Below are 13,808 nucleotides of genomic sequence, written 5' to 3'. Positions count from 1 at the left end.
TCCAGACGCCGCGCGAAGGGTTAACACCTATAACGATGGACGGGGGCGCTCAGTACACTGATTCCCGATGATCAGTATGCTGACAATATGAAATGACTATTTAAATCGGGCTTTCCGGCGCCTGCGCAAGACATCAGGCGGCGCCGGCACTGGCCCGCATTTTGCTCAGCATACTGCATATCTAATCAGCATACTGACTGATGCACCGGCAGGAAGCGGCGCCGCACAGTACCGGGTCATGATTGACCCGCACCAGCGGCGCCGGCACCACCGGGAAGCAAACAAACAATAGAGACAAACGGCCTGACCAAAAGGAGCCCCCGCCATGACGATCAGCCTGACCCGCGCCAAGACGCGCGCCGAGACGAGCGCCGAGACGAGCGCGCGAGCCTCCGGCATGACCGCCGAAGAACGCAAGGTCATCCTTGCCTCATCCTTCGGCGCCCTGATGGAGTGGTATGACTTTTATATCTACGCGGCGCTGGCGGTGTACTTCGGCGCACTGTTCTTTCCGCCGGGCAACGAAACGGCCGCCTTCCTGGCGAGCCTGGCCACCTTCGGCGCGGGCTTCCTGATCCGCCCCGTGGGCGCCCTGCTGTTCGGGCGTCTGGGCGACCGGATCGGCCGCAAGTACACCTTCCTGGTCACCATCCTGCTGATGGGCGTGGCCACGGTGGGTGTCGGCGTGCTGCCGACATACGAGCAGATCGGCATCACCGCCACGGTGCTGCTGGTCTTGCTGCGCCTGCTGCAAGGCCTGGCGCTGGGCGGCGAAGTGGGTGGCGCGGTCACGTATGTTGCCGAGCACTCGCCGACAAGCAAGCGCGGCCTCTACACCAGCTCGCTGCAGACCACCGCCACGCTGGGGCTGCTGTCCTCGCTGTTCGTGGTCTACCTGCTCAAGACCTTCCTGACCGAAGCAGAGTTTCGCGCGTGGGGCTGGCGCATCCCGTTTATCGTGTCGCTGGTGATGCTAGTGATCTCGGTCTACATCCGCGGCAAGCTGCATGAATCGCCGGTGTTCGCGCGCATGAAGGCAGGCAATGCAACCTCGAAGTCCCCTATCCGGGAGAGCTTCACCGAGTGGAAGAACCTGAAGTCGGTGCTGCTGCTGTTCGTCGTGGCGGCCGGGCTCGGCGCGATCTTCGGCACCGGCCACTTCTACAGCATGTTCTTCCTCAACAAGACCCTGCACGTGCCCATCGAGACCGTACACAAGCTGATCGCGATCGCACTGGTGGTGGCTACGCCGTGCTACCTGTTCTTCGGCTGGCTGTCGGACCGCATCGGCCGCAAGTACATCATGATGGCGGCGTGCCTGCTGGCTGCGCTGTGCACCCAGCCGGTGTTCAAGGGACTGACCCACTACGCCAATCCGGCGCTGGAGCAGTTCCAGCGGCAGGGCACGGTGCAGGTGACCGCCGGCGACTGCAAGGCACGCCTGTTCGGCGAGCCGGTGTCGGCCTGCGACAAGATCCGCGGCTACCTGACCGACCTGGGCGTGGGCTACACCTTCGCGCCGGCCAGCGACCCGGCGCAGGCGGAAGTGCGGATCGGCGAGCGCACGCTGCAGGGCTTCGACCGCGCCGCCATCAAAGGCGCACTGATCGAGGCTGGCTGGCCGGAGCGCGCCGATCCCGCCCGGATGAATACGCCGATGGTGTTCATGCTGCTGCTGGTACCGATCCTGTTCCTGGCCATGGTCTATGGGCCGATGGCGGCCTTCATGGTCGAGCTGTTCCCAGCCAGGGTGCGCTACACCTCGCTGTCGCTGCCCTTCCACCTTGGTGCGGGCTGGGTGGGCGGCATGCTGTCGTTCGTGGTTACGGCGATGAACGTGTCCAGCGGCGATGTGTACTTCGGCCTTTGGTACCCAGTGGTCATCGCCGGACTCGCCTTCGTCATCGGCATGGTGTTCGTGCCGGAAACGCGCGGGCGCGACCTGTCCACCTGAGCACCGCCACCATCGCATTGACAGGGCGGAGAGCTCCGCCCTTTTTCCCGAGATATCGTCAGCATACTGATTTATTTTCGGCGCGAGCGCTGCGATGGCGCCCGCGTCGGTCAAATGCAGCCATCGCCAACTTCCGTACCTTCGCGCAGACAACCTGGAGCTCCCATGTCCACCTCTCGCATCCTCCGCACCCTTGCCGCGTCATCCGCCCTGCTCGGCCTGGCGCAGGCCACGCCCGCCCTGGCCGACGCCGGCGGCGTGAAGATCGGCGTCATCACCGATATGTCCGGCTCCTATGCCGACCTGTCCGGCAAGGGCTCGGTCGTCGCCGCCCAGATGGCAGTCGAAGAATTCGGCGGCAAGGCGCTGGGCAAGCCCGTGACGGTGCTGTCCGCCGATCACCAGAACAAGGCCGATATCGCTTCGTCGCTGGCGCGCCGCTGGTTCGATACCGACGGCGTCGACATGGTGATCGACTTCCCCAACTCATCGACCGCGCTGGCGGTGCAGGAAGTGGCGCGCCAGAAGCAGAAGATCGACATCGTCTCCACCGGCGGCGCCATGGCGCTGACCAACCAGAACTGTTCGCCCACGGGGTTCCATTGGGCCTGGGACACCTACTCCGTGTCGTATCCGCTGGTCCGCCGCCTGATCGACCAGGGCCGCAACAGCTGGTACTACATCACCGTGGACTATGCCTTTGGCCAGTCGCTGGAAGCCGACTTCCGCAAGGCCGTCGATGCCGGCGGCGGCAAGAACGTGGGCAGCACGCGCCATCCGCTCAATGCCAGCGACTTCAGCAGTCCGGTGGTCGCTGCGTCGGCGTCCAAGGCCAAGGTGGTGGTGCTGGCCAATGCCGGCAACGACATGATCAACGGCGTCAAGGCCGCCGGCGAGTTCGGCCTGATCAAGGCGGGCCAGACGGTCATCACGCCGTCCACCTTCATCACCGATATCAAGAGCCTGGGCCTGCCCGCCGCGCAGGGCCTGACCTATGTCGATCCGTTCCGGCTCGATCTCGACGCGAAGTCGAAGGACTTCGTCGAGCGCTACTACAAGCGCCACAAGGCATATCCCACGCACGGGCAGATCGGTGTCTACTCTGGCGTGCTGCACTACCTGAAGGCCGTGGAAGCCGCCAGGACTGTCGAAGGCCCGGCGGTGGCGGACAAGATGCGTGCGCTGCCGGTCAACGATGCCTTCGTGCGCAATGGCAAGGTCCGGATCGACGGCCGCATGGTGCACGACATGTACCTGGCCCAGGCCAAGACGCCGGCGGAATCGAAAGGCCCGTGGGACCTGGTCAAGTACATCGGCACGATCCCCGGCGACGAGGCCTTCCGTCCGCTCTCCGCCAGCGAATGCGCGCTGGTCAAGAAGTGAGCGCGCCCATGCCCGAGCAAGACGTAATCCTGCGCACGCAGGGGCTGACCAAGGCGTTCAAGGGCTTTACCGCCGTCAGCGATGTCAGCCTGTCGGTGCGGCGAGGCTCGATCCACGCGCTGATCGGCCCAAACGGCGCCGGCAAGACCACCTGCTTCAACCTGCTGACCAAGTTCCACGCGCCTTCGTCCGGCTCCATCCATTTCAATGGCACCGATATCACCGCGCTGCGCCCGGCGCAGATCGCCCGCATGGGCGTGATCCGCTCGTTCCAGATTTCGGCGGTGTTCCCTCAACTGACCGTGCTCGAGAACGTGCGCATCGCGCTGCAGCGCAGACTGGGCACGTCGTGGCACTTCTGGCGCGGCAGGCGTGCGCTGTCGCAGCTGGATGCGCGCGCCATGGAACTGCTGGACGACGTGGGCCTGGCCGGCTTCGCGCACCTGGGCACGGCCGAACTGGCCTATGGCCGCAAGCGCGCGCTGGAGCTGGCCACCACGCTCGCCACCGATCCCGAGTTGATGCTGCTGGACGAGCCAACGCAGGGCATGGGCCACGAGGACGTCGAGACCGTGACCGCGCTGATCAAGCGCGTGTCGGCGGGACGGACGGTGCTGATGGTGGAGCACAACATGAGCGTGGTGTCGTCGATCGTCGATCGCATCACGGTGCTGCAGCGCGGCGCCGTGCTGGCCGAGGGCACGTATGACGAGATCTCGCGCAATCCGCAGGTGAAGGAAGCCTATATGGGAACCACGGAAGACCAGCAGGAGGCCGCATGACCGCAACCGCCACCCCGGCCCTGGAACTGCGGGGCCTGCATGCCTGGTATGGCGAATCGCACATCCTGCACGGCGTCGACCTGGCGGTCCAGCCGGGCGAAGTGGTCACCCTGCTGGGCCGCAACGGCGCGGGACGCACCACCACGCTGCGCGCCATCATGGGCCTGGCCGGCATGCGCAAGGGGTCAGTGCGCGTATTCGGCCGGGAAACCATCGGCATGAAGACGCACCGCATTGCGCCGCTGGGGCTTGGTTACTGCCCCGAGGAGCGCGCGATTTTTGCCAGCCTGTCGTGCGAAGAGAACCTGATGCTGCCGCCTGCCTTCGAGGCGGCGTCGGGCGCGACGGGGCTGCGCGAGCCCATGTCCGTGGCAGAGATCTACGAGATGTTCCCCAACCTGCATGAGCGGCGCAAGAGCCCGGGCACGCGCATGTCGGGCGGCGAGCAGCAGATGCTGGCGGTGGCGCGCATCCTGCGCACCGGCGCCAGCGTACTGCTGCTCGACGAGATCTCGGAAGGGCTGGCGCCGGTGATCGTGCAGAAGCTGGCGAAGATGATCGCCACGCTGCGCCGGCGCGGCTACACCATCGTCATGGTGGAACAGAACTTCCGCTTCGCGGCGCCTCTGGCGGACCGCTTCTTCGTGATGGAGCACGGCCGCATCGTCGAGGCCTTCAATGCCGGCCAACTGGAACGGAAGATGCCCGCGCTCAATGCCCTGCTGGGCGTGTAAGGAGACCTTGTCATGGAATTGTTTGGAGTGCCCCTGCCCGCGCTGCTGAGCCAGCTGCTGCTAGGGCTGGTCAATGGATCGTTCTACGCGATCCTGAGCCTGGGGCTGGCAGTGATCTTCGGCCTGCTCAATGTCATCAACTTCGCGCATGGCGCGTTGTTCATGCTCGGCGCTGTGTTGGCCTGGATGGGACTGAACTACCTCGGCATCAACTACTGGGTGATGCTGCTGCTGGCGCCGCTCGCGGCCGGCGCGCTGGGCGTGTTGCTGGAGCGCACCATGCTGCGCCACCTGTACCGCTTCGACCATCTGTATGGCCTGCTGCTGACGCTCGGCATCTGCCTGCTGATCGAGGGCTTGCTGCGCTCGGTCTACGGCGTCTCCGGCCTGCCCTACCCCACGCCGGATGCCCTGACCGGTGTCAGCCAGCTGGGCTTCATGGTGCTGCCCAACTACCGTGCCTGGGTCGTGGTGGCTTCGCTGACGGTGTGCTTCGCCACCTGGTTCATGATCGAGAAGACGCGGCTCGGCGCCTACCTGCGCGCCGGCACCGAGAATCCGCGCATGGTCGAAGCCTTCGGCGTCAACGTGCCGTTGCTGGTGACGCTGACCTATGCCTTCGGCGTGGGCCTGGCGGCGCTCGCCGGCGTGCTGGCCGCGCCGGTGATGCAGGTGTCGCCGCTGATGGGGCAGAACCTGATCATCACGGTGTTCGCCGTGGTGGTGATCGGCGGCATGGGCTCGATCCTCGGCTCGATCTTTACCGGCCTGGGGCTGGGTGTGTTCGAAGGCATGACCAAGGTCTACTACCCCGAAGCTTCCGCGACCGTTGTCTTCGTCGCCATGGTCTGCGTGCTGCTGGTGCGGCCGGCCGGTTTGTTTGGAAAGGAGAAATGATGGCAAGCCCCACTTACGCAACGCGGCCGCGGCTCGCGTACGGACTGCTGCTGGCAGCGCTGCTGCTCGCGCCCTGGCTGGGCGCCTACCCGGTGCTGGTGATGAAGCTGCTGTGCTTCGCGCTGTTCGCCTGCGCCTTCAACCTGCTGCTGGGCTATACCGGGCTGGTGTCGTTCGGCCATGCCGCGTTCTTCGGCGGCGCCGCCTACGCCTGCGGCTATGCGATGAAGGCGCTGCAGCTCACGCCGGAACTGGCGCTGCTGGGCGGCACCGCCTTCGGCGCCCTGCTGGGGCTGGCGTTCGGCGCGCTGGCGATCCGCCGCCAGGGCATCTACTTCGCCATGATCACGCTGGCGCTGGCGCAGATGTTCTACTTCTTCTGCCTGCAGGCACCGGTCACCGGCGGCGAGGACGGCATGCAGGCGGTGCCGCGCGGCGAGCTGTTCGGCGTGCTGCCTCTGGCGTCCGACCACACCATGTACTACGTCGTGCTGGCGATCACCGTGGCTGCCTTCCTCGGGATCATGCGCATCGTCGACTCGCCCTTCGGGCAGATCCTGCGGGCGATCAAGGAGAACGAGCCGCGCGCGGTCTCGCTGGGTTATGACGCGGACCGCTTCAAGCTGCTGGCGTTCGTGCTGTCGTCGGCGCTGGCGGGGCTGGCGGGGGCGCTCAAGACGCTGGTGCTGGGCTTCGCCACGCTGACCGATGTCCACTGGATGATGTCGGGCTCCGTGATCCTGATGACCCTGGTCGGCGGCATGGGCACCCTGTCTGGCCCGCTGGTTGGCGCGCTGGTCATCGTCGCGCTGGAGAACAAGCTGGGGGATGCGGGCAACGCGCTGGCGGGAATCACCGGCATCGGCTGGTTCGATACGTTGGGCGAGTCGGTGAGCATGGTGACAGGGCTGATCTTCGTGGTCTGTGTGTTGACATTCCGCCGCGGCATCATGGGCGAGATCCTGGCGCGGCAGGCACGTCCGACGCTGCAGCACAGTGCCGCGGTAACGCCAGGGACCGCTCATACCCCGGGTTAACGAGAATATTTCGCGCCCCAAACATCAGTACACTGATCTTATATGTTCAGTATGCTGATAAATTAGATTCACGGAGATGACCATGGCATGGATTCACATCGATGCGGCCGACACGCTGCAGAACGACGAGGTGATGCCGCTGACGCTGGGCGATCGCCAGCTTGCCGTCTATCGCAGCGATGACGCGTTCTTTGTCACCGACAACGTCTGCACGCACCAGTACGCGCTGCTGTCGGACGGCTACCTGGAAGACGGCTGCATCGAGTGCCCGCTGCATCAGGCCCGCTTCGACATCCGCACCGGCAAGGCGATGTGCGCGCCCGCCACCAGCGATATCCGCACCTACCCGGTCAAGATCGAAGACAGCCGGGTGTGGGTCGAGCTGTAAGGGCGCCGGTCATGACACAGCACACGCCCATCCTGATCGTCGGCGCCGGCCAGGCCGGGGCCATGGCCGCCGCCGCCCTGCGCGGCCTTGGCCATGGCGGCCGCATCGTCATGGCAGGCGGCGAACGGCACGCGCCATACGAGCGCCCGCCGCTGTCCAAGTCCGTGCTTGCCGACGCCGGACAGGACGGCAAGATCAGCGTGCACCCCTCCAGCTTCTATGCCGACCAGGGCATCGAGCTGCGGTTAGGCACCTGCGTCACCGCGCTTGATGCCGCGCGGCAAGTCGCCCACCTGGCCGACGGCAGCACCATCGGCTATGGCGCCTGCCTGCTCGCCACCGGCGGCAATGCCCGCGCGCTGCCCGCGCTGCCGCCCGGCACGCTCCATGTGCATTACCTGCGCTCGCTGGACGACGCCGCGCGCCTGCGCGACGCCATGCAGCGCGCAGGCGAACTGGTGGTGATCGGCGGTGGCTTCCTTGGCCTGGAGACCGCTTCGACGGCCGCCAGCATGGGCCTGAAGGTCACGCTGGTCGAGAGCGCGGACCGCCTGCTGGGTCGCGCGCTGCCGCCGGAGCTTGGCGCATGGCTGGCGGATCGGGTGCGGGCGCAAGGCGTGACCCTGCGTCTTGGCTGCGGCATCGCTCACTGCGAGGTCCAGGGCAATGGCGTGCAAATGCGGTTCGACGACGGCTCCGCGCTGCCCGCTGCGCTGGTGGTGGTCGCGATTGGCCTGACTCCGGAAGTGGCGCTCGCCGCCGGCGCTGGCCTGGCGCTGCATCCGCAGAATGGCGGCATCCAGGTCGACGAACAGTGCCGCACCAGCGCGCCGTCGATCTATGCCGCTGGCGACTGCTGCAGCCAGTACCAGCCGCTGTTCGGCGCCGAGATGCGGCTCGAGTCCTGGCAAAGCGCCAATGAACAGGCGCGCATCGCGGCGGCGGCGATGCTGGGCGTGGCGGCGGAGCCTGCGGCGCTACCGTGGTTCTGGACCGACCAGTTCGGATGCAACGTGCAGATGCTCGGCGCCGCGCATCCGGAAATCCGCTATGCCTGGCGCGGCTTCGCTGCCCACGATGCCGCCGCCCCGAAGTTCATGCTGCTCGGCACCCGCCACGGCCGCCTGCGCCATGCCATTGCCGTGAATGCCGGCGGCGACCTGCGTCAGCTGCGCGCACTGGTCGGACACGACGTCTCGGCGCACCTGGCACGCCTGTGCGACGACACATTGCCGCTGCGGCAGGTCGTCCGCGAACGGCAGGCGGAAGCAGACAGCTCCATCACACTCTGAGAGGACTCCCACATGTACCAGACACAAGCGGTGATCCAGCACACGCTGGGCAAGAAGAACCCGGGACTGGATGAATGCCGCTGGCCCGAGGACGGACTGCACTACATCCCGGACTGGGTCTACACCAGCCAGGCCGTCCATGACCTGGAGCTGCAGAAGATCTTCCGCGGCCGCTCATGGAACTATGTCGCGCTCGAAGCCGAGATCCCGAACGCCGGCGACTTCAAGCGCTCGTATGTCGGCGCGACGCCGGTGGTCGTGTCGCGCGCCGAGGACGGCTCGATCCATGTCTTCGAGAACCGGTGCGCGCACCGCGGCGCGGAGTTCTGCCGGCACAGCCAGGGCAACACCAAGGAATTCGTCTGCCCTTACCACCAGTGGTCCTATGACCTCAAGGGCAACCTGCAGGGCGTTCCGTTCAAGCGCGGCGTCAACCGCGCCGGGGGCATGCCCAGGGACTTCCGCAACGAAGACCATGGGCTGGTGAAGCTGCACGTGGCAACGCGCAACGGCGTGATCTTTGCCTCCTACGCAGCTGACATGGAAAGCCTGGAAGACTACATGACGCCGGAGATCCTGAAGGATTTCGACGTGGTCTTCAACGGCAAGCCGCTCAAGGTGCTCGGCTATTACAAGAACGAACTGCCGTGCAACTGGAAGATGTACCACGAGAACCTGAAGGACCCTTACCACGCCACGCTGCTGCACTCCTTCCTGGTAGTGTTCGGCCTGCTGGTGGCGGGCAACGAGTCGGCGATGATCGCCGACCCCGTGCACGGCCGCCACGGCACCATGGCATCGGCCAAGAAGGAGGACAAGTACGCGGCCGTCAGCGACGAGAACAAGAAGGAGATGCGCTCGTACCACGAAGGCATGCGGCTGGAGGACGAGCGCTTCCTGGAGTACGTGCGCGAGTTCGACTCGCCGTGGTCGGTGACGATGCAGACGATCTGGCCGAACCTGATCGTGCAGCGCGAGATGAACACGCTGGGCGTGCGCCAGATCGTGCCCAATGGCCCCGACAGCATGCTGATGCTGTGGACCATGTTCGGCTACGAGGACGATACCGACGAAATGACGCAGCACCGGCTGCGCCAGGGCAACCTGATGGGCCCCGCCGGCTTCCTCGGGCTGGAAGACAACGAGGCGATGAAGTTCGTGCAGGAAGGCGTGCGCCGCTCCAGCAGCGACCTCAACGTGCTCAAGCTGGACGCGCAGCAGATCGGCACCTCCAGCTCCCTGATCTCCGAATCCGCTATCCGCGCGATGTATCAGTATTATCGCGGCGTGATGGGATTCTGAACGCGGCCCGACGGGAATCAAACAGCATATGAAACCGATGAACTACTCCCTCTATCGCGAGAGCACCCTCGGCACCGCGCGCGCGATCGAACTGCGGCTGGAGATCGATGCCTTCCACGCCGACTATTGCGCGGCGCTGGACGCCGGCATGGTCGAACGCTGGCCGGGCTTCTTCACCGACGACGCGCTCTACCGCATCACCGCGCGCGAGAACGCCGAACGCAACTTGCCGGTCGGGCTGGTGTACGCGGAAGGCATCGGCATGATGCGCGACCGCGCCGCGGCGATCGCCAATACGCAGATGTTTGCCCCGCGCTACAACCTGCATCTGGTGACCAACACGCGCGTCAGCGATGAGACCGCCGACGGCGATATCGTGGCGCAGGCCAACTTCATGCTGTTGCAGACGCTGGTCGAAGGCCCCACCACGATCCACCTCGCCGGCACCTACCATGACCGCTTCCGCCGGCAGGGCGGCCGGCTGCTGCTGCGCGAGCGCCAGGTGGTGTACGACACCACCATCATCGCGAACGACCTGGTCTATCCGGTCTGAGCCACCGCTCCAATGGAAAACGGCGGGCCTTGCGCCCGCCATACTTGCTTACATGCTCCGCAACACGGTGCGGCTGTACTGGTTGTTGGCCTCCACCAGTGTCGCCAGCAACTCCATGAATACCTCCCGCTGCGCCGGCTTCAGCGGCGCGAGCATGCGCTCCTGCGCGCGCGCCATGTCGGCACGCAGCGACGTGACCACGCTCTTGCCTTCGCGCGTCAGGTGGGCGTGGCGCGTGCGCCGGTCCGCCGGATTCTCGCGGCGCTCGACCAGGCCGCGCTCTTCGAGCCGGCGCACCACGTCCATGGTCGTGGTGCGGTCAAGGCCAACTTCCTGCCCCAGCGAGGTCTGGTCCAGTCCCGGCAGCACCGACAACACGGTCAGGATGGCGTACTGCACCGGCGTGATATTGGGCGCCTTGCACTCCTCGAAGAACATCGCCACGTGGATCTGGTGCAGCCGCCGCACCAGGAACCCGGGACGTGCCCAGAGCAGTTCCTTGGCCGGATCCGGTTCCGGCGCCGCAGTAGCCAGGCTGCCGCTGTCCGTCGTTGCACTGCGCTTTGCTCTCGAAGCCATCGCCTTCACCATTTTGTATGCACACTGACAGTATATATGAGGGACGGTTACGGCGATCCCCCTCGAACGGGTCGCAACCGATGGTACGCAGGTCACAGGGCGCAGCGGCCTCAACGTGCGCCGGCGTCGCGCAGAAGGCGCTCGATTTGCGTATAGCCGCGCTGGCGCGCATGCTGCAGCGGCGTGACCCCGTCGCCGTCGGCCAGGTTCACGTTGGCCCCGGCCTTGACCAGCAGGCGCACGATCTCGGTATGGGCGGCGCCGCCGTTGCCGAGGATGATGGCCTCGAGCAAGGCGGTCCACTTGAGCCGGTTCACATGGTCCACCGCCACGCCGGCCGCGATCAGCATGCGCACGGTCTCGACATGGCCGCGCTCGGCCGCGGGGATCAGCGCGGTGCCGCCGTAGCGGTTGGTGCTGCGCAGGTCGGCGCCGTGCGCCAGCGTCAGGCGCAGGATCTCGTTGAGGCCGCGCGCGCCGGCATACAGGTAGGGACTGTCGTGGATCGCGTCCTGCGCGTTCACGTCGGCGCCGGCATCGATCAGCACCCGCGCCGCCTGCACGCGGTTGTGTTGCGTGGCGAGCAGCAGCGCGGTGCGTCCCTGCGCATCGCGCGCGTCGATGCTGGCGCCCTGGGCCAGCAGCGCGCTGACCTGTGCGGCGTTGCCGCGCGCTGCGGCTTCGCGCAGTTGTTGCTCGGGGGTTGCGCTCGCGGCGGCGGGGATGGACGTCAGCATGACAATGAACAGGGACAGGGAAACGAACAGGCGCGCCGCCAGCATGTGGAATCCTTCAGCAAGACATCGGCCGCATTCTGGCACGTCGCCCGCGCCACGCGAAGTTAAGGATTCGAATGCGCGCCAGTGCCAAGCGCAATAGCCCGCGGGCGCCCGAATACGCTCTATAACAACCCGCGCCACCGTGCCCGCGCACGCTGTCCTATAGTCGCGAGGCCCGCATCATGTCCGCCTGCGCGGGCCAGGCCTGAACGGAGACAACGCGTGTCGACAACCGAAGCCTATCTGCTGGATTCCATCCGCCTCGCCATGGAAAACGTGCGCGAGCGCAGTACCTGGCCCTTTGGCGCCGTGGTGGTCAGGGACGGCACGGTGCTGGCCCGCGCGGTCAACGAGGTCGATGCCACCTGCGACCCCAGCGCGCATGCCGAGATGCAGGCGGTGCGCGCCGCCAGCCGCGCGCTTGGCAAGCCCGACCTGAGCGGCTGCACCGTGTACGCCAGCGGCTATCCCTGCCCGATGTGCCTGACCGCGATGTACCTGGCCGGGGTCGAGGCGGTCTACTACGCGTATTCCAACGAGGACGGCGCCCCTTACGACCTGTCCGCCGAGCGCGGCTACGTCGAGCTGGCCCGTCCGCTCGAGCAGCGCGAGATGAAGCTGGCCTACGTGCCGGCGCGCGACCAGGGCGTCGACCTGTACGAAGCCTGGCGCGCGCGCCAGGGCCAGTAACGGCGACAGGCATGACCGGGAGCGGATGGCTGCCGCTCCCTTTGCCCACGATGCCGGCATGGCCATCGCCTTGTCACGTGGGCCGGCTAGTATGGGAATGACGGCGCTGCGACAGTGGGTCACATGTAACGGCCGGCGGCAGCGCGGAACCGCGCGCGGAGCCTTCCGTCAAACCAATGGATTGCGAGACACCGGCAGCGCTGCGCATTGCAGCGCAACATGTGCAGCACATGTGGCCGCGTGGTCCCGACGATCGTATTACGCCTCCCGCCGGCGCGATGTCGCCGCGCAGACTCCCAGCAAACGCCCCCCTCTAGCCAAGGAGACGAACGTGCTGAGCCCGCATGAACTTGCCACGCTGCTGTTGCTGAGCGATGGCCCCGATTCCCTCGATTCCACCGATTCCCGCCAGATCGATCCCATCGACCTCAAGGCCCTGGTCGACAAGCGATTCGTTCATCTCGAAGTGCTGCACGGCCGCCGCCAGGCACCGCGCATCACCAGTCACGGCTATTCCATGCTCAAGGCCATGGGACGCTGAGGCCGCGGCCCTGGCTGCCTCCGGCAAGCGCCGTCCGGCCCACTCGCAACGCCACGGAGGCCACCATGACCACGGGCCCCGCGCCTGATGCCGGCGTCCCCGAAGATCCCGACGCGGCGCGCCGCCGCTTCCTGCGCGACCTGGGCCTGCTGGCAGCCGCCGGCATCGCGCCGGGCACGGCCGCGGCGGCAACACCCGCCGCCTGCCTGCTGACCCCGGCCGCCACCGAAGGCCCGTTCTACCTGGACGACGCCCTGGTGCGCGCCGACATCCGCGACGGCAGCCCCGGCCAGTCCTTGCGGCTGCGCATCCGGGTGGTCGACGCCGGACGCGGCTGCGCGCCGGTGCCGGGTGCCCTGGTCAGCATCTGGCACTGCGACGCGCAGGGCCGTTACAGCGGCGAAGGCCGCAGTGAAGTCCGCACCGACCGGCAGGCGCGCTTCCTGCGCGGGGTCCAGCCGGCCGACAGCGACGGCGTCGCCACCTTCACCTCCATTTATCCCGGCTGGTACGCGCCGCGCGCCATCCATATCCACTTCAAGGTGCTGCTCGGGCGCGCCGAGGCGCTGACCAGCCAGCTGTATTTCAGCGACGCGCTCAACCGCCAGGTCCTGGGCAGCCATCCGGCCTACCGTGCGCACGGCGTGCCGGCACGCGCCACCGTGCAGGACCCGATCGCGGGTGCGCGCCCCAACCTGATGGCGGTGCGCGAGGCCCCCGACACGGCGGGGTTGCTCGAAGCCAGCTTCACGGTCGGCATCGCGCGCGCCTGAGCCGGCGGCACGCGGCTCGTCCGCGGCCCCGAAGTGCGCCGGCGCACACCGCGCGGGTAATCCCTAGATTGTGGTTGCCTGTGCCTTTCCTACCATGAAGGGAATCACGGGCCACCTGCCCGGC

General features: G+C 66.7%; 15 protein-coding genes. 13 read left to right on the top strand and 2 right to left on the bottom strand.

The window, feature by feature from the left end:
* Positions 1-325: 325 nt before the first annotated feature.
* The 10 genes from C7416_RS23195 (at position 326) to C7416_RS23150 (ending at position 10,322) form a co-directional block, all read left to right on the top strand.
* Positions 326-1,954 (top strand): MFS transporter, encoded by a 1,629-nt coding sequence (locus C7416_RS23195; protein WP_111521110.1) that lies wholly within the window; start codon positions 326-328, stop codon positions 1,952-1,954.
* Between the two features lie 165 nt (positions 1,955-2,119).
* Positions 2,120-3,337 carry an ABC transporter substrate-binding protein gene (locus C7416_RS23190; protein ID WP_111521109.1) on the top strand — a complete coding sequence of 406 codons (1,218 nt, stop codon included), beginning with the start codon at positions 2,120-2,122 and terminating at the stop codon, positions 3,335-3,337.
* A gap of 8 nt (positions 3,338-3,345) precedes the next feature.
* Positions 3,346-4,119 (top strand): ABC transporter ATP-binding protein, encoded by a 774-nt coding sequence (locus tag C7416_RS23185; RefSeq protein WP_111521108.1) that lies wholly within the window; start codon positions 3,346-3,348, stop codon positions 4,117-4,119.
* Complete coding sequence (locus C7416_RS23180) at positions 4,116-4,853, top strand: ABC transporter ATP-binding protein (RefSeq protein ID WP_111521107.1); 738 nt, start codon at positions 4,116-4,118, stop codon at positions 4,851-4,853. Before C7416_RS23185 ends, C7416_RS23180 begins: the two co-directional genes overlap by 4 nt.
* 12 nt (positions 4,854-4,865) lie before the next feature.
* Positions 4,866-5,750: a branched-chain amino acid ABC transporter permease gene (locus C7416_RS23175; RefSeq protein ID WP_111521106.1), complete on the top strand. Its 885-nt coding sequence runs from the start codon at positions 4,866-4,868 to the stop codon at positions 5,748-5,750.
* On the top strand, positions 5,750-6,787 hold the full coding sequence (locus C7416_RS23170) for a branched-chain amino acid ABC transporter permease (protein ID WP_111521198.1): 1,038 nt from the start codon (positions 5,750-5,752) through the stop codon (positions 6,785-6,787). The genes C7416_RS23175 and C7416_RS23170 overlap by 1 nt, the downstream gene beginning before the upstream one ends.
* Positions 6,788-6,869: 82 nt before the next feature.
* Entirely contained in the window at positions 6,870-7,175 is a 306-nt protein-coding gene (locus tag C7416_RS23165; protein ID WP_111521105.1) for a non-heme iron oxygenase ferredoxin subunit, read from the top strand.
* An 11-nt stretch (positions 7,176-7,186) separates the two neighbouring features.
* Positions 7,187-8,467: an NAD(P)/FAD-dependent oxidoreductase gene (locus tag C7416_RS23160; protein WP_111521104.1), complete on the top strand. Its 1,281-nt coding sequence runs from the start codon at positions 7,187-7,189 to the stop codon at positions 8,465-8,467.
* Between the two features lie 12 nt (positions 8,468-8,479).
* A complete protein-coding gene (locus C7416_RS23155) occupies positions 8,480-9,769 on the top strand; it encodes an aromatic ring-hydroxylating dioxygenase subunit alpha (RefSeq protein ID WP_111521103.1) in 1,290 nt (429 codons plus the stop codon).
* 37 nt (positions 9,770-9,806) lie between these two features.
* Positions 9,807-10,322, top strand: a complete 516-nt coding sequence (locus tag C7416_RS23150; protein ID WP_181461303.1) for an aromatic-ring-hydroxylating dioxygenase subunit beta — start codon at positions 9,807-9,809, stop codon at positions 10,320-10,322.
* Between the two features lie 48 nt (positions 10,323-10,370).
* On the opposite strand, the gene C7416_RS23145 is transcribed toward C7416_RS23150, so the two are convergent.
* Positions 10,371-10,901: a MarR family winged helix-turn-helix transcriptional regulator gene (locus C7416_RS23145; protein WP_111521197.1), complete on the bottom strand. Its 531-nt coding sequence runs from the start codon at positions 10,899-10,901 to the stop codon at positions 10,371-10,373.
* A gap of 110 nt (positions 10,902-11,011) precedes the next feature.
* Entirely contained in the window at positions 11,012-11,683 is a 672-nt protein-coding gene (locus C7416_RS23140) for an ankyrin repeat domain-containing protein (RefSeq protein ID WP_111521101.1), read from the bottom strand.
* 219 nt (positions 11,684-11,902) lie between these two features.
* Between C7416_RS23140 and C7416_RS23135 the strand changes: the two genes are divergently transcribed.
* The 3 genes from C7416_RS23135 (at position 11,903) to C7416_RS23125 (ending at position 13,684) form a co-directional block, all read left to right on the top strand.
* Entirely contained in the window at positions 11,903-12,370 is a 468-nt protein-coding gene (locus tag C7416_RS23135) for a nucleoside deaminase (protein ID WP_111521100.1), read from the top strand.
* Positions 12,371-12,701: 331 nt separating this feature from the next.
* Positions 12,702-12,911 carry a hypothetical protein gene (locus tag C7416_RS23130; protein ID WP_111521099.1) on the top strand — a complete coding sequence of 70 codons (210 nt, stop codon included), beginning with the start codon at positions 12,702-12,704 and terminating at the stop codon, positions 12,909-12,911.
* 65 nt (positions 12,912-12,976) lie between these two features.
* Positions 12,977-13,684 (top strand): intradiol ring-cleavage dioxygenase, encoded by a 708-nt coding sequence (locus C7416_RS23125; protein ID WP_111521098.1) that lies wholly within the window; start codon positions 12,977-12,979, stop codon positions 13,682-13,684.
* Positions 13,685-13,808: the final 124 nt, after the last annotated feature.

It is taken from the genome of Cupriavidus phytorum, assembly GCF_003254285.1.
GTDB lineage: Bacteria > Pseudomonadota > Gammaproteobacteria > Burkholderiales > Burkholderiaceae > Cupriavidus > Cupriavidus phytorum.
The sequence above is the reverse complement of the archived record's forward strand: the minus strand, read 5'-3'. Positions and strand labels throughout refer to the sequence as shown.

Excerpts from the sequence above, each read along its gene's own strand:
- C7416_RS23195 (WP_111521110.1), top strand. The coding sequence starts at position 326 with ATGACGATCAGCCTGACCCGCGCCAAGACGCGCGCCGAGACGAGCGCC.
- C7416_RS23190 (WP_111521109.1), top strand. The coding sequence starts at position 2,120 with ATGTCCACCTCTCGCATCCTCCGCACCCTTGCCGCGTCATCCGCCCTG.
- C7416_RS23185 (WP_111521108.1), top strand. The coding sequence starts at position 3,346 with ATGCCCGAGCAAGACGTAATCCTGCGCACGCAGGGGCTGACCAAGGCG.
- C7416_RS23180 (WP_111521107.1), top strand. The coding sequence starts at position 4,116 with ATGACCGCAACCGCCACCCCGGCCCTGGAACTGCGGGGCCTGCATGCC.
- C7416_RS23175 (WP_111521106.1), top strand. The coding sequence starts at position 4,866 with ATGGAATTGTTTGGAGTGCCCCTGCCCGCGCTGCTGAGCCAGCTGCTG.
- C7416_RS23170 (WP_111521198.1), top strand. The coding sequence starts at position 5,750 with ATGGCAAGCCCCACTTACGCAACGCGGCCGCGGCTCGCGTACGGACTG.
- C7416_RS23165 (WP_111521105.1), top strand. The coding sequence starts at position 6,870 with ATGGCATGGATTCACATCGATGCGGCCGACACGCTGCAGAACGACGAG.
- C7416_RS23160 (WP_111521104.1), top strand. The coding sequence starts at position 7,187 with ATGACACAGCACACGCCCATCCTGATCGTCGGCGCCGGCCAGGCCGGG.
- C7416_RS23155 (WP_111521103.1), top strand. The coding sequence starts at position 8,480 with ATGTACCAGACACAAGCGGTGATCCAGCACACGCTGGGCAAGAAGAAC.
- C7416_RS23150 (WP_181461303.1), top strand. The coding sequence starts at position 9,807 with ATGAACTACTCCCTCTATCGCGAGAGCACCCTCGGCACCGCGCGCGCG.
- C7416_RS23145 (WP_111521197.1), bottom strand. The coding sequence starts at position 10,901 with ATGGCTTCGAGAGCAAAGCGCAGTGCAACGACGGACAGCGGCAGCCTG.
- C7416_RS23140 (WP_111521101.1), bottom strand. The coding sequence starts at position 11,683 with ATGCTGGCGGCGCGCCTGTTCGTTTCCCTGTCCCTGTTCATTGTCATG.
- C7416_RS23125 (WP_111521098.1), top strand. The coding sequence starts at position 12,977 with ATGACCACGGGCCCCGCGCCTGATGCCGGCGTCCCCGAAGATCCCGAC.